Source organism: Alloalcanivorax balearicus MACL04, from assembly GCF_025532145.1.
GTDB lineage: Bacteria > Pseudomonadota > Gammaproteobacteria > Pseudomonadales > Alcanivoracaceae > Alloalcanivorax > Alloalcanivorax balearicus.
The window spans coordinates 15,483-35,251 of record NZ_ARXS01000017.1; the positions used below are offsets into that span (position 1 = coordinate 15,483).

17 protein-coding genes are annotated in these 19,769 nt (G+C 61.7%); 3 read left to right on the plus strand and 14 right to left on the minus strand.

Going from position 1 to position 19,769, the window contains the following annotated elements:
• Positions 1–366: 366 nt before the first annotated feature.
• The 7 genes from MA04_RS14315 to recJ all read right to left on the minus strand — a co-directional run bounded on the left by MA04_RS14315 (position 367) and on the right by recJ (position 8,419).
• Positions 367–1,479, minus strand: a complete 1,113-nt coding sequence (locus MA04_RS14315) for an enoyl-CoA hydratase/isomerase family protein (RefSeq protein ID WP_262461141.1) — start codon at positions 1,477–1,479, stop codon at positions 367–369.
• Between the two features lie 223 nt (positions 1,480–1,702).
• Entirely contained in the window at positions 1,703–2,383 is a 681-nt protein-coding gene (gene ung, locus MA04_RS14320) for a uracil-DNA glycosylase (RefSeq protein ID WP_262461143.1), read from the minus strand.
• Positions 2,376–3,044 carry a TetR/AcrR family transcriptional regulator gene (locus MA04_RS14325; RefSeq protein WP_163121632.1) on the minus strand — a complete coding sequence of 223 codons (669 nt, stop codon included), beginning with the start codon at positions 3,042–3,044 and terminating at the stop codon, positions 2,376–2,378. Before MA04_RS14325 ends, ung begins: the two co-directional genes overlap by 8 nt.
• 114 nt (positions 3,045–3,158) lie before the next feature.
• A complete protein-coding gene (gene lysS, locus MA04_RS14330) occupies positions 3,159–4,658 on the minus strand; it encodes a lysine--tRNA ligase (RefSeq protein WP_262461145.1) in 1,500 nt (499 codons plus the stop codon).
• Between the two features lie 62 nt (positions 4,659–4,720).
• Positions 4,721–5,840, minus strand: a protein-coding gene (gene prfB / locus MA04_RS14335) for a peptide chain release factor 2 (RefSeq protein WP_148279224.1) whose coding sequence is annotated in 2 segments (ribosomal slippage) — positions 4,721–5,767 and positions 5,769–5,840 — 1,119 coding nt in all. Because the reading frame shifts where the segments join, the coding sequence is not laid out codon by codon here.
• A 230-nt stretch (positions 5,841–6,070) separates the two neighbouring features.
• Complete coding sequence (locus tag MA04_RS14340) at positions 6,071–6,355, minus strand: DUF7352 domain-containing protein (RefSeq protein ID WP_262461148.1); 285 nt, start codon at positions 6,353–6,355, stop codon at positions 6,071–6,073.
• Between the two features lie 366 nt (positions 6,356–6,721).
• Positions 6,722–8,419, minus strand: coding sequence for a single-stranded-DNA-specific exonuclease RecJ (recJ, locus tag MA04_RS14345; RefSeq protein WP_262461222.1), 1,698 nt, complete (start codon positions 8,417–8,419; stop codon positions 6,722–6,724).
• A 304-nt stretch (positions 8,420–8,723) separates the two neighbouring features.
• Between recJ and fadB the strand changes: the two genes are divergently transcribed.
• Together fadB and fadA are read left to right on the plus strand one after the other, a co-directional pair.
• Positions 8,724–10,871, plus strand: a complete 2,148-nt coding sequence (gene fadB / locus MA04_RS14350; RefSeq protein ID WP_262461150.1) for a fatty acid oxidation complex subunit alpha FadB — start codon at positions 8,724–8,726, stop codon at positions 10,869–10,871.
• 24 nt (positions 10,872–10,895) lie between these two features.
• Complete coding sequence (gene fadA, locus MA04_RS14355; protein WP_262461152.1) at positions 10,896–12,071, plus strand: acetyl-CoA C-acyltransferase FadA; 1,176 nt, start codon at positions 10,896–10,898, stop codon at positions 12,069–12,071.
• Between the two features lie 350 nt (positions 12,072–12,421).
• On the opposite strand, the gene MA04_RS14360 is transcribed toward fadA, so the two are convergent.
• From MA04_RS14360 to MA04_RS14385, 6 genes are all read right to left on the minus strand, one after another.
• On the minus strand, positions 12,422–13,042 hold the full coding sequence (locus MA04_RS14360; RefSeq protein ID WP_262461154.1) for a hypothetical protein: 621 nt from the start codon (positions 13,040–13,042) through the stop codon (positions 12,422–12,424).
• A gap of 238 nt (positions 13,043–13,280) precedes the next feature.
• Positions 13,281–13,913, minus strand: a complete 633-nt coding sequence (locus MA04_RS14365; protein ID WP_262461156.1) for a nucleotidyltransferase domain-containing protein — start codon at positions 13,911–13,913, stop codon at positions 13,281–13,283.
• A 100-nt stretch (positions 13,914–14,013) separates the two neighbouring features.
• Complete coding sequence (locus tag MA04_RS14370) at positions 14,014–14,937, minus strand: nucleotidyl transferase AbiEii/AbiGii toxin family protein (protein WP_262461158.1); 924 nt, start codon at positions 14,935–14,937, stop codon at positions 14,014–14,016.
• The gene (locus MA04_RS14375) at positions 14,924–15,697 is read right to left on the minus strand and encodes a type IV toxin-antitoxin system AbiEi family antitoxin (protein ID WP_262461160.1); all 774 of its coding nucleotides are present in this window, start codon (positions 15,695–15,697) and stop codon (positions 14,924–14,926) included. Before MA04_RS14375 ends, MA04_RS14370 begins: the two co-directional genes overlap by 14 nt.
• A 125-nt stretch (positions 15,698–15,822) precedes the next feature.
• The gene (locus tag MA04_RS14380; protein WP_262461161.1) at positions 15,823–16,260 is read right to left on the minus strand and encodes a hypothetical protein; all 438 of its coding nucleotides are present in this window, start codon (positions 16,258–16,260) and stop codon (positions 15,823–15,825) included.
• Between the two features lie 204 nt (positions 16,261–16,464).
• Entirely contained in the window at positions 16,465–16,917 is a 453-nt protein-coding gene (locus MA04_RS14385) for an SRPBCC family protein (protein WP_262461162.1), read from the minus strand.
• A 215-nt stretch (positions 16,918–17,132) separates the two neighbouring features.
• On the opposite strand from MA04_RS14385, the gene MA04_RS14390 reads away from it, so the two are divergent.
• The gene (locus tag MA04_RS14390) at positions 17,133–17,831 is read left to right on the plus strand and encodes a pirin family protein (RefSeq protein ID WP_262461163.1); all 699 of its coding nucleotides are present in this window, start codon (positions 17,133–17,135) and stop codon (positions 17,829–17,831) included.
• 160 nt (positions 17,832–17,991) lie between these two features.
• Here MA04_RS14390 and MA04_RS14395 read toward each other — a convergent pair whose 3' ends face one another.
• Entirely contained in the window at positions 17,992–19,581 is a 1,590-nt protein-coding gene (locus MA04_RS14395) for an ABC-F family ATPase (protein ID WP_014993862.1), read from the minus strand.
• Between the last annotated feature and the right edge of the window lie 188 nt (positions 19,582–19,769).

Consider the following 19,769-nt stretch of genomic DNA (forward strand, 5'->3'; position numbering starts at 1 on the left):
AGCCTAACCCTACCGCCGGGCGGCGCGGGGCACCAGCACAACGCGGGCATACTCATTATCACTGGTATTTATGGGCGGAGAAGGTAAACCCGCTAACACGCCATTCGCTTGCAGGCAAGCTCCCACAGCGGCTCTGTAGTAAAGCTGAGGGAGCCAGCCTGCAAGCGAATCCCGGCCCTCCGACATAGGGAAATTCGCTTGCAGGGCACCATGGAATCTCCCACAGCGGCTTCGTAGCGCAATCTGTGGGAGCCAGCCTGCTGGCGAATCCCGGCCCGTCTTCTCCAAAACCAGTTAGCAGGCTTTGGATATAGCGTGCCGGCGTGTCGCGTGTAGGCGTGCCCACGAATCGTGGTTTTTTCGCCGCTAGGATCCCAAATCCGCCAGCGGATGCCGCGGCGCCGGGTTTTCGAAGAAGGCATCGATGTACCCCGGCGGCACCTCATGCACATTGCGGTGGCGGAAGCGCGGTTTGCCGTCCTTGTCGATCAGCAGCGCGCGCACGCCTTCACGGAAATCCGCGTGCAGCGCGCATTGCACCGACAGCGTCCATTCCATGCGGAACACATCCTCAAGCGACAGATAACGCGCCCGGCGCAGTTGCTCCCACACCAGGAAAGCGGTTTGCGGACAACCGCCGGTGAGGTTGGCGCGGGCCTTGTCGAGCCAGCTGTCGCACTCCTTCGCCGCCAGAAGAGTGTCCACCACTTCCGGCAGGTCGGCGCCGTCGCACCAGTTGTCGATGAGATTACGGCGGGCACTGACGGCGCCGTCCAGCTGCAACGGATAGTGGGCGGCATCGCGGAAGAAACGAAACAGCAGGGCATGGTCGGCGGCGCGCTCGCCAGTGAAGCTCTGGCCGCCGAGGTCATCCAGGAGGTGCTCCGCGTCCTGGTCCAGGCAGCGATCCGCCAACCCCAGATTCAAAGCATCGCGGGCATCGAAATGAACGCCAGTGAGGCCCAGGAACAAACCGGTACGGCCCGGCAGGCGATTGAGAAACCAGCTGGCGCCCACGTCCGGGTACAGACCGATGTTGATTTCCGGCATACCAAGCCGGCTGTTTGCCGTCACCAGCCGGAAAGTGCTGCCTTGCATCAGGCCCATGCCGCCACCGAGCACCAGGCCGTCGGCCCAGCAGATCACCGGTACCGGCGAGCGGTGCAGACGGTAGTCGAGCCGGTATTCGGCGGCGAAGTACGCCTCCACTTCCGGGTTCCGGTCCTTGCCCGCGTGGCGCACCATGGCCCGATGCAGAGCCACCACATCGCCGCCGGCGCAAAACGCCTTGTCACCAGCGCCTTCCAGCCAGATCGCGACAACGTCATCGCGGTTTTGCCAGTCGTCCAGCCGCCGGCTCAGTGACTCGATCATCTCCAGACTGAGCGCATTGAGAGCGGCGGGGGCGTTAAGGGTGGCGCGGCCAATCACATGGCCGGAGGCGGTGGGCAATTCCTGAAACAGAACGGTGTCGGTCATGCCGGCACGGGCTCCTTTTTCCGATAGAAATCCCGATAGAAAAAGAGTCAATCCAGGGAACCTCTGAAAAACACCCCGTCATCCCGGGCTTGACCCGGGATCTCCCTCCGCAGGGCACATCGCTTCGTAGAGAGAGATGCCGGATCGAGTCCGGCATGACGTTTTCAGAGGCGTCCTGAAAAGTATCAAACCACGGAAAGCACCCGGGTGTTGCAAAAAGCCGTTAAAGGGCCCAATCCACCGGAGTCTTGCCCTGTTGAATCAAATACTGGTTGGCGCGGGAAAAATGGCCGCACCCAAGAAAACCGCGATGCGCCGACAGTGGCGACGGGTGCGGCGCGGTCAGTACGCAGTGGCGCTGACGGTCGATCAGGCGCCCTTTCTTTTGCGCGTAGCTGCCCCACAGCATGAAGACCACGCCCTCGCGCTCGCGATTGATGTGGTCGATGGCCTGGTCGGTGAACTCTTCCCAGCCCTGCTTTTGATGGGAGGCGGCCTGGCCGGCGCGCACGGTAAGCACCGCGTTGAGCAACAGCACGCCCTGTTTGGCCCAGGGCTCCAGATTGCCGTGATCGGGGGCGGGAATGCCCAGATCCCGTTCTATTTCCTTGAAGATATTGACCAGGGACGGTGGCACCCGCACGCCCGGCTGCACCGAGAAACACAGGCCGTGGGCCTGGCCCGGCCCGTGGTAAGGGTCCTGGCCCAGGATCACCACCTTGACGTCCTCGAAGGGGGTATCGTTGAAGGCCCGGAAGATGTCCGGGCCCGGCGGGAACACGGTCTCGCCTTTTTGCTTTTCCTCACGCAGGAACGCCCGCAGACGCACCATGTAATCCTTGTCGAACTCCGTCGCGAGGACGTTCATCCACCCCGGTTCCAGGGCGGCCTTGGCGTCAGACATGGGGTACCAACCTGTCCAATAAATGTCGTGTTCGGTTACGCAGGGACGACTCGTCCACCCATTCGGGGTGCGCCAGCAGACGCACCTCGATGACCATGATCTGGCCGTGGATCAGTTCCGCGTCCAATTGCGGCTTGTCCGAGCCAAAGGCCCGGCAGGCCTCCACCAGAATATCCGTTTGCTGCTGCAAATAAAGGTCCGCCAGCTCCCGCAGCCGCTGGTCCAGGATCGCTTCCTGCAGGAACGCCTGCTCGGCGATCAGGTGCTCGCGCCGGTTCTGCAGCTCATCAAGGATAAAGCGCGTGGTCAGATCCGCCAATTGGTCAATCAACTGGTCCCTTTGCGCGGCATTATTGATCGGCGCGCCGTCGAGCTGCCGGATCAGGGCGAAGGCCTGATCCCGGAACGGCCCGATCACGTCGCTGAGCGCCCGTTCCGCGAACAGCGTGAAGGTATCGGCGATCAAATCGCCGATGTCCTTGAAATAGTAGGTGGTGGCGGACAGCGGCACATCGGCCTCGCGCGCCACGGCCCGGTGCCTCACGGCACGGATACCGTCGCGGACGATGATCGTCAGGGCAGCCTCGAGAATGGCGCGCCGGCGCTGTTCGCTGCCGGCGCGGCGGGCCTTGCGGCCTTGGTATTGAATGGTCGTGGTCATAGGACGACTCGTTGTTCTGCTAATGATGGCCATTCCAGCTTACCAGCAGGTGTAAGCTTAGTAAGGCCTCACTTTGCAACGCTTCGTGACCAAAGCCGGCGGTCTCGCTGGCTGTCAACGCCCCTGGGGCCGCATATGCGGGAACAGGATCACATCCCGGATCGACGGTGAATCGGTGAACAGCATCACCAGCCGGTCGATGCCTATGCCCTCGCCGGCAGTGGGCGGCAGGCCGTGTTCCAGGGCGTTGATGTAGTCCTCGTCGAAGAACATGGCCTCGTCGTCACCGGCTTCCTTTTCCGCCACTTGCTGCTTGAAGCGCTCGGCCTGGTCCTCGGCGTCGTTGAGCTCGGAGAAGCCATTGGCGATCTCGCGGCCGCCGACGAAGAACTCAAAGCGCTCGGTGACGAACGGGTTGTCATCCCGGCGCCGGGCCAGCGGTGACACTTCGGTGGGGTAGTCGGTGATGAAGGTGGGGTCCTTCAACCGGTGCTCCACGGTTTTCTCGAAGATCTCGATCTGCACCTTGCCCAGGCCCCAGATCGGCTTGAGCGGAATACCCAGCCCTTCGGCGATACGGCGTGCTCCCTGCTCGTCGGCCAGCTCGGCGGCGTCCATATCCGGGTTGAACTGGAGGATCGAGTCGAACACCGACAGCCGCGCGAACGGCTTGCCGAAGTCATAAACCTCGCCCTGGTACTGGATCTCGGTGGTGCCCAGCACGTCCCGCGCCAGGGTGCGCAGCATGTCCTCGGTGAGGTCCATGAGGTCCTGGTAGCCGGCGTAGGCCTGGTAGAACTCCAGCATGGTGAATTCCGGGTTATGCCGGGTGGAGAGGCCTTCGTTACGGAAGTTGCGGTTGATCTCGAACACTTTCTCGAAGCCGCCCACCACCAGCCGCTTGAGGTACAGTTCCGGCGCGATGCGCAGGTACATGTCCAGATCCAGGCTGTTGTGGTGGGTGATGAACGGGCGCGCCGTGGCGCCACCGGGGATCACCTGCAGCATCGGCGTTTCCGCTTCGATGAAGCCCTGCGCCACCAGATAGTTGCGGATACCGGCCACCACTTGCGAGCGGATCTGGAAAGCGCGGCGGCTGTCGTCGTTGACGATCAGGTCCACATAACGTTGACGATAACGGGCCTCGGTGTCGGTGAGACCTTTGTGTTTTTCCGGCAGCGGCCGCAGCGCCTTGGTGAGCAGACGGTAGTCGTCCATCATCACGTACAGATCGCCCTTGCCGGATTTGCACAGCTTGCCGCGCACGCCAACGATGTCGCCCAGGTCCCAGTGCTTGGTGTCTTTTTGCACGTCCTTGCTGGCGTAGATCTGGATCCGCCCGGACATGTCCTGGAGCACTTTGAACGCCTTGCGGTCCAGCATCAGGCGGCCGGCCACCGCCACCTGGATGTCCCGCCCTTCCAGCTCTTCCTTGCTCAGATCACCGTATTGTGCCTGCAGATCGGCGGCCAGCACGTCACGGCGGAAGTCATTAGGGAAAGCCGCGCCCTGTTCGCGCCAGGCCGCCAGTTTGGCGCGGCGCTCGGCGATCAGACGGTTTTCATCGGCGCTGTCGTTGGCGCTACCGTTGGGAGTGTTCTGTTCGTCAGCCATTATCTCTCTAACCTGTTTCGCGGTCCGGCGGCGGACCCTGGTATTACAGCCCGCGTCTCTCTTTACAACCCGCTTTTAAGGGACGCTTCGATAAAGCGGTCCAGATCACCGTCCAGAACCTGCTGGGTATTGTGGCTTTCCACGTTGGTGCGCAGATCCTTGATGCGGCCGTCGTCCAGCACGTAGGAACGGATCTGGCTGCCCCAGCCAATGTCCGACTTGGCGTTTTCCTGTGCCTGCTTGGCCGAGTTGCGCTTCTGCATTTCCAGTTCGTAGAGCTTGGCCATCATCATCTTGGTGGCCTTGTCCCGGTTCTGGTGCTGGCTGCGTTCGGACTGGCACTGGGTCACCACGGTGTGTTCCTGGCCGGTATCCGGATCGGTGAACACATAGGTCAGACGTACCGCGGAGTCGGTCCGGTTAACGTGCTGACCACCGGCACCGGAGGCGCGGTAGGTGTCGGTGCGCAGCTTGCCCGGGTCGATCTCGATGTCGATGTTGTCATCCACTTCCGGCGCCACGAACACCGAGGTGAACGACGTATGGCGGCGGCCACCGGAGTCGAACGGACTCTTGCGCACCAGACGATGGACGCCGGTTTCGGTACGCAGCCAGCCGTAGGCGTAGGGCCCTTCGAAACGCACCGTGGCGGACTTGATGCCGGCCACGTCACCGGCGGAGGCTTCCTCCAGGGAGGTCTTGAAGCCGTGGGCCTCGCCCCAGCGCAGGTACATGCGCAGCAGCATCTCCGCCCAGTCCTGGGCTTCGGTGCCGCCGGACCCGGCTTGAATATCCAGGTAGGCGTTGTTGGCGTCCATTTCGCCGGAGAACATGCGGCGGAATTCCAGATCCGCCACCAGCCGTTCGAGCCGCTCCAGGTCCGCTTCCACTTCCGGGACGGTGTCTTCATCGCCCTCTTCCACCGCCAGTTCCAGCAGGTCACCGGTGTCGGTGATGCCCTGACCGGCCTCGTCGAGGGTCTTCACCACCAACTCCAGTTGCGCCCGCTCCTTGCCCAGGGCCTGGGCCCGCTCCGGCTCGTTCCACACGTCCGGGGTGGCCAGCTCCCTTTCTACTTCGACCAGTCGCTCGCTTTTTACAGCGTAGTCAAAGATACCCCCTAAGCGCTTCCACGCGCTCGGACAGGTCGGCAAGGTGCGTACGCAGCGGATTGACTTCCATATGGCGTCTACTCGAATCGTCTCAAATGAATGGGGAAAGGCGGCGATTTTAGCGGTTTGCGCCGCCACTGACGAGGGGTGGGGTTCAACGAGACGCCTACACGCAACACGCTTGCACGCTACCACGCCATACTTGCCTGCCCCGCGGCATGGCGGAAGGGTCCGATCATTCGGCCATGCCAACAGGCGAGTCCTGGGTTTTGTCCTTTGCGTGTTGCGTGCAAGCGTCGTCTAATCCTTCAACTCAAAAACGTGGTGCGCCTCCGGTTTGAGGGTATCCAGGGTGGTGCCGATGTAACGGGCGTTGTCGGGAATGCCGCTGCCGGTGTCGAACACCTTGAAGCGTCGGATTTCCTTCGGCGTGTCGATGACGGTGTCGGCGTCCACTTCCACCCACATATAAATCAGAGCTTCCTGGGCCACGTAGTCCACGCGAAGGACGGTACCGTCCTCGGGCAAACGCAGCTCCTGCACCTGGCTCGAAATGTCCAGGCGATGCTTGTGAATTGTTTTCATGTCTCCCCTCCGTTAAGGGTCGCAGCTCCCCGGGATGGCGATAGCCGCCGGGGGATGGTCAATCCGGCCTTTTGGGCCGGCGTCAGCGCCAGGCCGCAGGGGCGGCGGGGCGCGCAATCATCGAGGCGCGGGCAGGCGCGAGAAGCAATGCTAGCAAAGTCGCCGGGGCGAGACACCTAATATGCGGGAGGGCGGGCGAAACACACATCGCGGTTCGTGGTTCACGGCTGTATTCGCCGCCAGGGCAGCTCCCACAAGGACGGCTACGAAGCGGCTGTGGGAGCCGCCCTGGCGGCGAATCGGCGTGGCGGCGGGGCCCCACGATCATGGGGCACCAGTGGCCCGAGGGTCGCGTTTGTTCCTCCCTCACACCACCTGCAAATACTCAAACAACAGCTGCGGATTGCGCTGGCCGCGGAATTCATTCACTTCCAGCCGATAGACACCCTCCACCCGCTGGATCCGGGTGGGCAGATCCGCCACTGGCGCGTTGAAGAAAATACCGTCCACCGCCGCGCCCGCCGCCGGCAGCCCCAGGGTCAGTTTGAGGTGACGCTCGCCCACCACCCGGTGGTTGAGCACCTCGAACACACCATCGAAACGCGGCGGCGGGAAACCCTGCCCCCAGGGAAAGCGGTGGCTGAGCAGCTCGGCGTTGGCCAGGGTGATGTCCAGCTCGCCCAGCTCGCCGTCGGTGTCGATCACGTCCAGGAACACGTCCTCGTCGGCCTGGGCCGCCACCGCCGCCTGGAACGCCGAGGTGAATTCGGCCAGATGGCGGCGCTCCAGGGTCAGCCCGGCGGCCATGGCGTGGCCGCCGAACTTCTGCAGCAAACCGGGATGGCCGGTGGCCACCGCGTCCAGCACATCACGCAGATGCAGGCCGGGAATGGACCGGCCGGAGCCCTTCAGCAGCCCCTGCTGCCGGGCCGGAGCAAAGGCGATCACCGGCCGGTTCAGCGCTTCCTTGACCCGCGAGGCGAGAATCCCCACCACCCCTTCGTGCCAGTCGTCGCCGTGCAGGCACAGCGCCGGCGGCGTCGGCCCGGTGAGCCGCGCCACCTCGGCCATGGCGGCCTCGCGCATGCCCTGCTCAATGCCGCGCCGCTCGCGGTTGATGGTGTCCAGCTCCTGAGCATGGCGTTCGGCTTCGGCGTCGCTCTCCGCCAACAGACATTCGATGCCGTGGCTCATGTCCGAGAGGCGCCCGGCGGCGTTGAGGCGCGGGCCGGCGGCGAAGCCCAGATCGGCGGCCACGACTCGCGCGGGATCGCGGCCCGCCACCCTCAGCAGCGCACGCACCCCCGGTGAACCCTGGCCGGCACGCAGACGGCGCAGCCCCTGCTCCACCAGAATGCGGTTGGCGCCGTCCAGCACCACCACATCCGCCACCGTGCCCAGCGCCACCAGATCGAGCAGGTCCACCACCCGGCCGCGCAATTCCAGCGCGCTCTGCAACGCCATCAACACATAGAAGGCCACGCCAACACCGGCCAGGTTGGCGGCGGGAAAGCCCTCGTCGCAGAGACGGGGGTTGAGAATGGCGTCGGCGTCGGGAAGCGTGTCGCCAGGCAAATGGTGGTCGGTGATCAGCACACGCAGACCGGCGGCGCGGGCCGCCGCCACGCCATCGATGCTGGCGATGCCGTTGTCCACGGTGATCAACAAATACGGCTGGTAACGCTCCCGGGCCAGATCGACAATGGCCGGCGACAGGCCGTAACCGTACTCGAAGCGGTCCGGCACCAAATAGTCGGGACGGACGAAGCCGAGCTGTTGCAGGCCCTTTACCATCACGGCGGTGGCGGTGGCGCCGTCGGCGTCGTAATCGCCCACCACGCACACCCGCCAATGCTCGCGCCGCGCTTGCAGCAGTAGCGCCACCGCCTGCTCCAGGCCACCGAATTGACGCGGGTGCGGCAGGCGGTTCAGGCTCAGGTCCAACTCCTCGGCGCCGCTCATGCCCCGCGCCGCCAGGATTCGTGCCAGCAACGGCGGCACCTCGGCCAGCCCGGCGGGGATTTCCACAAGACGGCGGCGAATGGTGGGGAAAGCACGGACCACGGCGGACAACCTTTCATCAATTTGAAGCGGGGGCTGAGTATACAGGGTCGACGGGTATACTGGGTCAATGCATTTACAGGGCCAGGGCGTTGGTGGAACCGATGACAACACGGTGGCCGACCATAAAGTCACAAAAGAGGCTAAATAAACCGCCTTCGCTTTCTTATACTTGGCGCCCCTTAATCGGTTTCGCCATTCATGTGAGTGTTTACTCACGTGCTGGCACACGGGCCTCCACGGAGGCGGAAGCAGGCTCACCAAATGCGGCGACACGCCGCGGACTTTGGGACTGGAGAGCAATCTTATGATCTATCAAGGCAACGCCGTAAGCGTACAACTGCTTGACGACGGCATCGCCGAGCTGAAGTTCGACCTTCAGGGCGAGTCCGTCAACAAGTTCAACCGGGCCACCCTGGAAGACTTCCAGAAAGCCATCGACGCCATCAAGGGCAGTGACCAGATCAAGGGTCTGATCGTCACCTCCGGCAAGAAGGTGTTCATCGTTGGCGCGGACATCACCGAATTCACCGAAATGTTCGCCCAGGAAGAAGCGGAGATCGCCAAATGGTCCCGCGAGGCCAACAACATCTTCAGCGCCTTCGAGGATCTGGATATTCCCAAGGTGGTCGCGATCAACGGCTTCGCCATGGGCGGCGGCCTGGAAATGTGTCTGGTGTGCGACTTCCGGGTGATGAGCGAACAGGCGCAGATCGGCCTGCCGGAAGTGAAACTGGGCATCTTCCCGGCCTTCGGCGGCACCGTGCGCATGCCGCGTCTGGTGGGCGTGGACAACGCCGTTGAGTGGATCGCCACCGGCGCCCAGCAGAGACCGGAAAAAGCCCTGAAGGACGGCGTGGTGGACGCGGTGGTCAAGCACGACGACCTGCACAACGCCGCCATCGATCTGGTCAAGCAGTGCCTGGCCGGCAAAATCGACTTCCGCGCCAAGCGCCAGGAAAAACTGGAGCCGCTGACACTGCCGCCGATGGAAAACATGATGGCGTTCCAGACCTGCACCGCCATGGTCATGCAGCAGGCCGGCAAGAACTACCCGGCGCCGGTGGAAGCCGTGAAGGTGATGCAGAAAGCCTCCGGCATGAAGCGCGAGGAAGCACTGGACGTGGAAGCCCAGGGCTTCGCCAAAGTGGCCAAGACCCCGCAAGCCACCGCCCTGGTGGGCCTGTTCCTGGCCGACCAGCAAGTGAAGAAGGTCAACGGCAAGGTCGCCAAGACCGCCAAGGACATCCAGCAGGCCGCGGTACTGGGCGCCGGCATCATGGGCGGCGGCATCGCCTTCCAGTCCGCCCTCAAAGGCACCCCGATCATCATGAAGGACATCGCCGACAAGGCGCTGGACCTGGGCATGAGCGAAGCCTCCAAGCTGCTCGCCAAGCGCGTCGCCAAAGGCAAGATGGACGCCGCCAAGATGGGCAAGGTGCTCTCCTCCATTCGCCCGACCCTCAACTACGGCGACTTTGAAAACGTCAACGTGATCGTCGAAGCCGTGGTGGAAAACACCAAGGTGAAACAAGCCGTGCTGGCGGAAGTGGAAGAGAAAGTGGCGGACGGCACTATTTTGGCCTCCAACACCTCCACCATCTCCATCACCAAGCTGGCGGAAGCGCTGAAAAAACCGGAAAACTTCGGCGGCATGCACTTCTTCAACCCGGTGCACATGATGCCCCTGGTGGAAGTGATCCGTGGTGAGAAAACCTCCGACGAAACCATCGCCACCCTGGTCGCCTACGCCCAGAAAATGGGCAAGAACCCGATCGTGGTCAACGACTGCCCCGGGTTCCTGGTGAACCGCGTGCTGTTCCCGTACTTCGCCGGCTTCGGCATGCTGGTACGCGACGGCGCCGACTTCCAGCAAGTGGATAAAGTGATGCAGAAATTCGGCTGGCCCATGGGCCCGGCCTACCTGCTCGACGTGGTCGGCATCGACACCGGCGTGCACGCCGCCAAAGTGATGGCGGACGGCTTCCCGGACCGCATGCAGCACGACTTCAAGGACCCCACCGAAATCATGTTCGAGAACGAGCGCTACGGCCAGAAGAACGGCATTGGCTTCTACCGTTACGAGCAGGACAAGAAGGGCAAACCGAAGAAAGTGGCCGACGAAGGCAGCTACGAGCTGCTCAAACCGATCGCCGCCGAGCGCAAGGAATTCGACGCCGAGGAGATCATCGCCCGCATGATGATCCCGATGTGCACCGAAACCGTTCGCTGTCTGGAAGACAACATCGTCGGCTCCGCCGCCGAAGCGGACATGGCGATGATCTACGGCATCGGCTTCCCGCCGTTCCGTGGCGGGCCGCTGCGTTATATCGACAGCATCGGTACCAAGGCATTCGCCGACCTGTGCGACAAGTACGCACACCTGGGCGCCCTTTATGAAGCGCCGCAAATGCTCAAGGACAAGGCCGCCAAGGGCGAGTCCTTCTTCGCGTAAGGCACGGGCAGAGGAGATTTATTTATGAGTTTGAATCCGAAAGACGTAGTCATTGTCGACGCTGTCCGTACCCCCATGGGGAAAAGCAGAAACGGCCAGTACCGCCACGTTCGCGCGGAAAAGCTGTCCGCCCTGCTGGTGGAAGCGCTGCAAGCCCGTAACCCGGGCTGGGACCTGAGCAAAACCGAGGACGTGATCTGGGGCTGTGTGAACCAGACCAAGGAACAGGGCATGAACATCGCCCGCAACATCGCCATGCTGGCCGGCCTGCCCCGCACCACCGCGGCGCAAACCGTGAACCGCCTGTGCGGCTCCTCCATGCAGGCGCTGCACTCCGCGGCCCAGGCGATCCAGACCGGCAACGGCGAAGTGTTCGTGATCGGCGGCGTGGAGCACATGGGCCACGTGGCCATGGATCACGGCATCGACCTCAACCCGGAACTGTCCAAGGTCACCGCCAAGGCCTCCAACATGATGGGCCTGACCGCGGAAATGCTTGGCCGCATGCACGGCATCACCCGTGAACAGCAGGACGAGTTCGGCGTGCGCTCCCACCAGAAAGCCTGGGAAGCCACCGAACAAGGCCGCTGGAAAAACGAAATCGTGCCGATCGAAGGCCACGACGCCGACGGCCACAAAGTGCTGTGCGACATCGACGAAGTAATCCGCCCCGGCGCCAGCATCGAGGACATGGCCAAACTGCGCCCGGTGTTCGACCCGGTCAGCGGCACCGTCACCGCCGGCACCTCCTCGGCGCTGTCCGACGGCGCCTCCGCCATGCTGGTGATGAGCGCCGAACAAGCCCAGGCCATGGGCCTGAAACCGCGCGCCAAGATCCGCAGCATGGCCGTGGCCGGCTGCGACGCCGCCATCATGGGCTACGGCCCGGTACCGGCCACCCAGAAAGCCCTGGCCCGAGCCGGCCTGACCATCGACGACATCGACTACGTCGAACTCAACGAAGCCTTCGCCGCCCAGTCCCTGCCGGTGCTGAAGGACCTGAAACTGATCGACAAAGTCGAAGAGAAGGTCAACCTCAACGGCGGCGCCATCGCCCTGGGCCACCCCCTGGGCTGCTCCGGTGCCCGCATCACCGGCACCCTGCTCAACGTCATGGAATGGAAAGACGGCCAGCTTGGCCTGGCGACCATGTGCATTGGCTTGGGTCAGGGGATTGCTACGGTGATTGAGCGGGTTTAACGCCCGCCTTCCTAACAGTTCGAGGAAGGGTGCCCGCCATGGATGGCATGGCACAAAAAACCCCGGTTATCCGCCGGGGTTTGCTTTATCTACAAGTCTGAACACTTATCACCCTGCCTTGCGGGCTTCCTCGACAAGACGATTCTGTCGTTCGGATGCCCGTTTGAGCACACGGCCATACACCCGTTTACGCTCCGCGGAGGAGGCGTTTCGGATGAAATCAGAAAACGGGGTCGATTCCACGACGGGGGGCGATTTCTTCAGCATGTTTCCACCCTAATCCAGTCCGAGCATCCGCTCAAGGTCCGCGCGATCTAGGTTTTTCCTCCGCTTTTTCTAATCCTTTATTTTCAAAAATGATATTTTATAACCCATGCTTCCCTATCGACGTCATAGATGGGAGAAAGCAGAGCGTCAATTGAGCCAGACCAAGCACTTCGATCCCCTAAGTTTCTATCACCGCATGCCACGGCCCGCCATAATACCAAATCATCTTCACCAATATTTTCGTACAAATTTTCAGGAAAAGGTTGAGAAAGGGCAAACCCTCCATCCTCAGATGCTATTTTTAGTTGAGCCATACAGTATGAGGATCCATTCTTTTTTTCCAAAACCATCGCCGGCAGACAAATAGTTTTCCGAATTTCAGTATTTAGGAATTTACATGCATACTCAAATGCAGCGGCATTATCCTTGAAATTCAACTCTTTCTCTTCAACTTCTTGATTCTGGCTCTCCTCCCTGCTAGCGGCAGCATGATCTATTAGTAGTTCCTCATCGCGAAGAGAACGCACCCGGTATTTAATGTACAGCGCCCGGGCAGCTGCTTCATCGCCTCTGGCATTTGATAAAGCTTCGGACCATATGCCATACCGAAATTTACCGTCTTCCAACTCGCTCAGGGCGATCTCATAACGAATTTCATTCGATAGTCGTCTTGAAGAAAGCCGCCTTTTAATATTTTTTATCAAAACAATTACCCTCCTGACTAGTAAATCACCCCGTTTTTTGAGGAAGCCATCTTATCTGAGAGAATGGAGCCAGAAAAAACCAACAATTTTTCGCTGAGGTTCGAAACCCTCTGGCATGCCGAAACACTCCGAAATAGTCCCCTCACCGTTAGCGTTATCAGGCCCCAAGACTAGCGGTTATGCGATCTATCGCACTCAGGGTGATACATTGTAACCCTGGACCTGTTTGCTCCAGAGCTTAATCTCGCTCTATCGAGCCACCAAAGCAAGGCATGAGAGAATCCGCCAGCAGGTCATCATCGCTTCCCTTCACCCATAATTTAGGTTGTTCCATAACCCGTTCTATAAAACTGTTCCCCTGCTTCCGCTTCTGATTCCACTCCTCCGGTGTATAGATGGAGGGATTGACCGGTCGCATCAGTTCAGACTCCAGTGGCAGCAGGCAGTTCATAACCTCGCTGTAGGCCAGATCCTGCCCCACCAGCATCAGATCAATATCACTGTTCTTATCTTCCGTCCCTTTGGCCAGCGATCCATATACGAACGCCAGCACAAGCCGATCTTCAATCGGTTGTAAAGCTCCGCGCAATACCTCGGCAACACCGAAGGTTTTACGGACAATCGCCAGCAACTCCGGGTACACCGGAGAGTCCGTGTTGGCCTGATAGTAGTTTTGATTGCCTTCGCGGGTCCGCGACAGGATGCCCGCCTGGGCCAGTTTATCGAGTTCACGCAACACGGTACCCCGCCCCATTTCGAGCCGGCGCAGGATGTCGTTGGTGTAGAAGCGCGTGTCGGGCACGCTGAAGAAAAGGCCCAGCACGCGCTGCTGTGTTTTGGTAAACAGGGCATCGCCCAGTGTCAGAGCCATTGCATGCCTCTTTAAGACCCATTTTGGGTACTATCATCCCCAAAATGGGTATCGTCAAGTCACCCCCTTCCAAGGCGCCTCCGACTCGATAAAAACCTGCCTACCCGGCATCTCCCATAGAAAGCACACGCCGCAACGCCATCAGCGCGCCGCGCCGCTTCTCTTGCGTCATCTTTTCGATATTGCGCACCTTCCATTGCACCGCCGGCAGCTTCTCGATGCCGCTGATGCCCAGCGCCGCCCAATCCGGAGGCCCTTGGTAGAGGCTGCAGAGAAAGCGTTTTTCCGGGTCGGTCAGTTGTGCAAGGAGCTGGTTCAAGGCCTGGGTTCCGGCTTTTCTTAATTCCTCCAGGGTGACCGGGCGCAGTGTCATGCCGCTGAACTCGCCGGCGAAGACGTCGCGCATGGGCCGCCAATGCGGTTGCAGCAGTTCTTCCATGGGCCGGGGGTGGCTGATCAGATAGACCAGAAACGCTTTGCGCAGTTGATCGGCGATGCCTTCGTTCTCAAGCAGTAGCATGACATCGAACAGGTCCCGTGGGTGTTGCCGGTCGAAGGCGGCACAGAGTTTGCCGGCGTAGAGGTCCGCCAGCGCCACCACCGGGACTTCGGCGAAGCCGAATTCGTCTTCCACGGTCGCCACCACTTCGCGGTTCACGACGGGGAAAACCGTGCCTCGCATCACCGGGGACAGTTCCACTTTGATGGCGGTGTTGTTCCGTTCCACGGTGAGATGCAGCGAGTCGATTTTGTGCCGGTAGCTGCGTGTCACGGTGGCGGCCAGCCCCTGTTCCAGGTCGTCGGCGATGCGGTCCAGGGCCTGGTGAATGGCCGGCAGCGCCTGCTCCCTGTCACCGTCCGGCAGGTAGACCAGGTCGATGTCCACGGACAGGCGTGGCAGGTCGCGCACGAACAGATTGATGGCGGTGCCGCCCTTGAGGGCGAAGCAGGATTCCCGGAACACAAAGGGCAGCACTTGCAGCAGCAGTGCCACCTGCCGGTAGTAGGGGTTATTCCTGTCCATGGAAGGCTTCCGGGACGGTGATCAGGTAAGTGCGGTCCAGCCGCCCTCCCCTGACCACACTGCGTTTTCCCGAGCCCAGGTCGTAGTCCGCCGGGTCCAGGCGCTTGCGCCAAGGATAGGGATGGCGATCGGCGAAGAAGAAGAAAAGACGTTTTACCCGCACGTGGCGGCAGGCGTGCAATAAGGTATCCAGCCGGCGTGGCGACAAGGCGCTCAGGCCGCGCATCAAATTATCCGCGTGCTCGAAGCTGACGCTCTCGGGGACGTCCGCCAGCACTTCCAGGAACGCCTGTTCCGGGGAGGCCATGGGCCAGCCCTCCAGGGTAGGCGTGCGCTGTTCGCGAACACTGCCGCTGTCTTGCAGGGCCTGTTGGTCCCACAACCGCGTGGTGACGTGCCACACCCAGTCCACCCCGACCGGCAGCCGCGCCAGCCAGGCCGGCGCCGGCCCGGGCGAATACAGGTGAACCCGGGAAGCCATGGTCACGTAATGGCCGAGCCCCGACCGTTCCAGCGCGGACAGTCCGCCCACATAGACCGGGTCTGGCATCATGCGGTCCAGCGAGGCGACCACGCCTTCCCAGGTCACCGACAGGCCCGGACGCGCCAGCAGGCCGCGGGCCGGCGCGATCAGACGTCCGGATTTCAGTGCATTGTCCAGGGCATGGCGGGACGCCCCACGGGCCTGCAGCCACTGGCGGGTGGCCACCTGGCCCATGGGCAGGCTGGCGGCCCATTCCGAGGGGGAAGACAGACTCATGGTTTACCCTCATCCCTATTTACGGCGAAAATCGACGCAAATTTGAAGAACACCAAACCATTTTGTCCCTTGAAGTTTGAAAGTCAAATAATTTGCGGCGTTTTTCGCCGCAAAAACCTTTTTCCTCAAACCATTTTTCGAATGAATACAAGCCGCATCCACACCGCCAACCCCAACCCCCAGGCGCCGTTGACGATCAGGCCGCCCACCACCGTGTTGGCGTTGACGTCCAGGCCTTTCAGGGGAAACACCACCAGCATGGCCACCAGGGTGGGGCCGATGGCGCCGGCGATCAGGGCACCAAGCCAATGACGCAGGCCCCGCCAGCGGCGGATCAGCCACCAGATCGGGGGCCCCCAGACGCCTCCCCAGAACGCCAGGGACAAAACTTTGGGAATGCCGAACGGCGGCACCGGGCTCATATTCCAGGGCGCCGCCGGGATCAGGCCGGCCAGCCAGAACAGGGCGACGATGCCCTGATGGAACAACAACGTGGCAATGAAGCCGCCGATGAAGGCCTGCAGCCATTCTTTTGCGTTGGGCGGGAGCTGTGCGTCGGGCATGGGGCCTCCTGTGAGCGGGCGCTTCACGAACGCTACCACATCCAGTGGGAGGGCGGGCATGGGGAGTTCGGGGCTGAGTTACGGCGGGGCTGGTTGGTATGAAGCTGTAGGAGCCAGCCCTGCTGGCGAATCAGGGCTCTCGGGAGAAGAAATTCGCCAGCAGGCTGGCTCCCACTGGGGGAGCGAGTGGACGGGTTGCTCAACTTACCCCTCGTCCGGGATTTCCGGGTCCACCAGTTGCGCCAGTTGGATCAGGGATTCCTGCCAGCCCTGGTGGCAGAATTCCAGCGGGATGGCTTCGGGGACGCCTTCCTGGGTGATGTGCACTTCGGTGCCGCACAACACTTGTTTGAGGGCGACGGTGACCTGCATTTGCCCGGGCAGGTTGGGGTCCTCGAACTGGTCGGTATAGCGGATCAGTTCGTTGGGTTTGAGTTCCACGAAGCGGCCGCCGAAGGCATGGCTCTTGCCGGTGGTGAAGTTGGTGAAGGTCATGCGGTAGCCGCCGCCTTCGCGGGCGTCCATGTCATAGACCTTGCCGGTGAAGCCATGGGGCGGCAGCCATTTGACCATGGCGTCCGGGTCGATGAAGGCGCGGTAGACGCGGTCGGGGGTGCCGCGCAGGACGCGGTGCAGACGAACAGTGTTGCCGGACATGGGTGTTCTCCTTTTTTGATCTCTGAATGCCGGTTAGTCGGCTGCCGGCCGGCCATTTCGACACTGGCCGCACGCCGGAGCAAACCATCGAATAATCCGATTCAATGTCGTCACTTTTCTCTGTTTTTCATCAGCCCGTCCGATTCTAGAGTGACGCCATCGAACGGTCAGGCACCGATGCCTGTGCCTAAGTGGGAGGACATAAGGAGGACGTTATGATCAGACTGCGACCCTTTAATGAACTGGGCGGTGCCCGGCACGGCTGGCTGGATACCAAGCACCATTTTTCCTTCGCCAACTATTATGATCCGGAGCGTCTGCACTGGGGCGAACTGCGGGTGTGGAACGATGACACCATCGCCCCGGGGACCGGCTTCCCGCCGCATTCGCACCGGGACATGGAGATCATTACCTACGTCCGCGAAGGCGCGATTACCCACCAGGACAGCCTGGGCAACAAGGGCCGCACCGAGGCCGGCGATGTGCAGGTGATGTCCGCGGGCACTGGGATCACCCACAGCGAGTACAACCTGGAGGAGACCGAGACACGCATCTTCCAGATCTGGATCATCCCGAACGCCACGGGCCTGCCGCCCACCTGGGGCAGCAAGCCGTTTCCCAAGGGTGACCGGGCCGGCGGGTTCGTGACCCTGGCCAGCGGTGATCCGGCGGAAGACGGAGCGCTGCCGATCCAGGCCGACGCCCGGGTGGTGGCGGCGACGCTGAATGACGGTCAGGAGGCGGTCTACGAGCTGGCGCCGGGGCGCAAGGCCTATCTGGTGCCGGCCAAGGGCCGGGTGCGCGTCAACGGCGTGTTGGCGGAAGCCGGAGATGGTCTCGCCATTGACGACGAAACCCGGCTGACGGTCAGCGCCGAGGCGGACAGCGAGGTGGTGCTGGTGGATGTGGTTTGACCACCTCAGCCGTCAAGCCAACGCCGTAACCGAATTGTAGGAGCTTGCCTGCAAGCGAATTATTCTTTCGATCCCCAAGAGATTCGCTTGCAGCGGCCCGCCGCCCGGACAAGCTCCTACAGCGGCCTTGTAGCTAGAGGCCCGGGCGGCACTGCGTCATTCAAACCACGCCCTGGCTGCGCAGGTAGTCCTCGTAGTTGCCGTGGAAGTCGACGATGCCGGTGGGCGTCAGTTCGATGATGCGGGTGGCCAGGGAGGAGACGAACTCGCGGTCGTGGCTGACGAACAGCAAGGTGCCGGGGTAGTTTTCCAGCGCCAGGTTGAGCGACTCGATGGATTCCATGTCCAGGTGGTTGGTGGGTTCGTCGAGCAGCAGGATGTTGGGCCGTTGCAGCATGATCTTGCCGAACAGCATGCGGCCCTGCTCGCCACCGGAAATCACGTCCACGGTTTTGTTGATCTCGCTGGAGGAGAACAGCAGCCGGCCCAGGGTGCCGCGAATCACCTGCTCGTCGTCGCTGGGTTTGCCCCATTGGGCCATCCAGTCGAACAGGTTCAGTTTTTCCTCGAAGTCGGCGGCGTGATCCTGGGCGTAATAGCCCAGGGTGGCGTTTTCCGACCATTTCACTTCGCCGGCGCTGGGTTCCAGGTCGCCGACTAGGCAGCGCAGCAAGGTGGATTTACCGACGCCGTTGGGGCCGATGATGGCGATGCGCTCGCCCACTTCCACACGCAGATCCAGTCCGGAGAACAGCTCCTCGTCGAAGCTTTTCGCCAGGCTCTTCACTTCCAGCGCGTTGCGGAACAGCTTTTTCTCCTGCTCGAACACGATGTACGGGTTCTGACGGCTGGAGGGTTTGATCTCCTCCAGTTTGATCTTGTCGATCTGTTTGGCCCGCGAGGTCGCCTGCTTGGATTTGGAGGCGTTGGCGGAGAAGCGGCTGACGAACTGCTGCAGGTCGGCGATCTGCGCCTTCTTCTTGGCGTTGTCCGCGCGCTTGCGTTCCAGCGCCTGGGTGGCGGCGGTCATATACTCGTCGTAGTTGCCCGGGTAGACGCGCAGCTCACCGTAGTCCAGGTCCGCCATGTGCGTGCACACGCTGTTGAGGAAGTGGCGGTCGTGGGAAATGATGATCATGGTGCACTGGCGCTGGTTGAGCACGTCTTCCAGCCAGCGGATGGTGTTGATGTCCAGGTTGTTGGTGGGCTCGTCCAGCAACATGATGTCCGGGTCGGAGAACAATACCTGGGCCAGCAGCACGCGCAGTTTCCAGCCCGGCGCCACTTCGCTCATGGGGCCGAAATGCTGCTCCACCGGAATACCGACACCGAGCAGCAGATCGCCGGCGCGGGACTCGGCGGTGTAGCCGTCCAGCTCGGCGAATTCCGCTTCCAGTTCACCGGCGCGGATGCCGTCCTCTTCGCTCATCTCGTCTTTCGAGTAGATGGCGTCACGCTCTTCCTTGACCTTCCACAGTTCCTCGTGGCCCATGATCACCGTGTCCACCACCGAGTACTGCTCGTAGGCGAACTGGTCCTGGCGCAGCTTGCCGATGCGCTCGTTGGGGTCCTTGGACACATTGCCGGCGGACGGCTCCAGATCACGGCCGAGGATCTTCATGAAGGTGGACTTGCCGGAGCCGTTGGCGCCGATCAGTCCATAGCGGTTGCCGTCACCAAATTTGACGGAGACGTTCTCAAACAGCGGCTTGGCACCAAACTGCATGGTGATATTGGCGGTGGTCAGCAAGGTCGGATTCCGGATCGAAGAGCGAATGGAGAGGAAAGAGAAAAGCGGCGTGGATTATGGCACAGAGGCCGGCCCGGGTCACACTGCCAGGGGTTTTATTCGCTGCCAAGGCAGCTTCCCACAGCGGCTCCGCAGCCACCCTCCGTGGGAAGCTGCCTTGGCAGCGAATCGTGGCGCAGCAATGATCC

Bases quoted from the DNA above. Each gene is read 5' to 3' on its own strand.
- MA04_RS14315 (WP_262461141.1), bottom strand. From the start codon at position 1,479: ATGACCGACACCGTTCTGTTTCAGGAATTGCCCACCGCCTCCGGCCAT.
- ung (WP_262461143.1), bottom strand. From the start codon at position 2,383: ATGTCTGACGCCAAGGCCGCCCTGGAACCGGGGTGGATGAACGTCCTC.
- MA04_RS14325 (WP_163121632.1), bottom strand. From the start codon at position 3,044: ATGACCACGACCATTCAATACCAAGGCCGCAAGGCCCGCCGCGCCGGC.
- lysS (WP_262461145.1), bottom strand. From the start codon at position 4,658: ATGGCTGACGAACAGAACACTCCCAACGGTAGCGCCAACGACAGCGCC.
- MA04_RS14340 (WP_262461148.1), bottom strand. From the start codon at position 6,355: ATGAAAACAATTCACAAGCATCGCCTGGACATTTCGAGCCAGGTGCAG.
- fadB (WP_262461150.1), top strand. From the start codon at position 8,724: ATGATCTATCAAGGCAACGCCGTAAGCGTACAACTGCTTGACGACGGC.
- fadA (WP_262461152.1), top strand. From the start codon at position 10,896: ATGAGTTTGAATCCGAAAGACGTAGTCATTGTCGACGCTGTCCGTACC.
- MA04_RS14365 (WP_262461156.1), bottom strand. From the start codon at position 13,913: ATGGCTCTGACACTGGGCGATGCCCTGTTTACCAAAACACAGCAGCGC.
- MA04_RS14370 (WP_262461158.1), bottom strand. From the start codon at position 14,937: ATGGACAGGAATAACCCCTACTACCGGCAGGTGGCACTGCTGCTGCAA.
- MA04_RS14375 (WP_262461160.1), bottom strand. From the start codon at position 15,697: ATGAGTCTGTCTTCCCCCTCGGAATGGGCCGCCAGCCTGCCCATGGGC.
- MA04_RS14380 (WP_262461161.1), bottom strand. From the start codon at position 16,260: ATGCCCGACGCACAGCTCCCGCCCAACGCAAAAGAATGGCTGCAGGCC.
- MA04_RS14385 (WP_262461162.1), bottom strand. From the start codon at position 16,917: ATGTCCGGCAACACTGTTCGTCTGCACCGCGTCCTGCGCGGCACCCCC.
- MA04_RS14390 (WP_262461163.1), top strand. From the start codon at position 17,133: ATGATCAGACTGCGACCCTTTAATGAACTGGGCGGTGCCCGGCACGGC.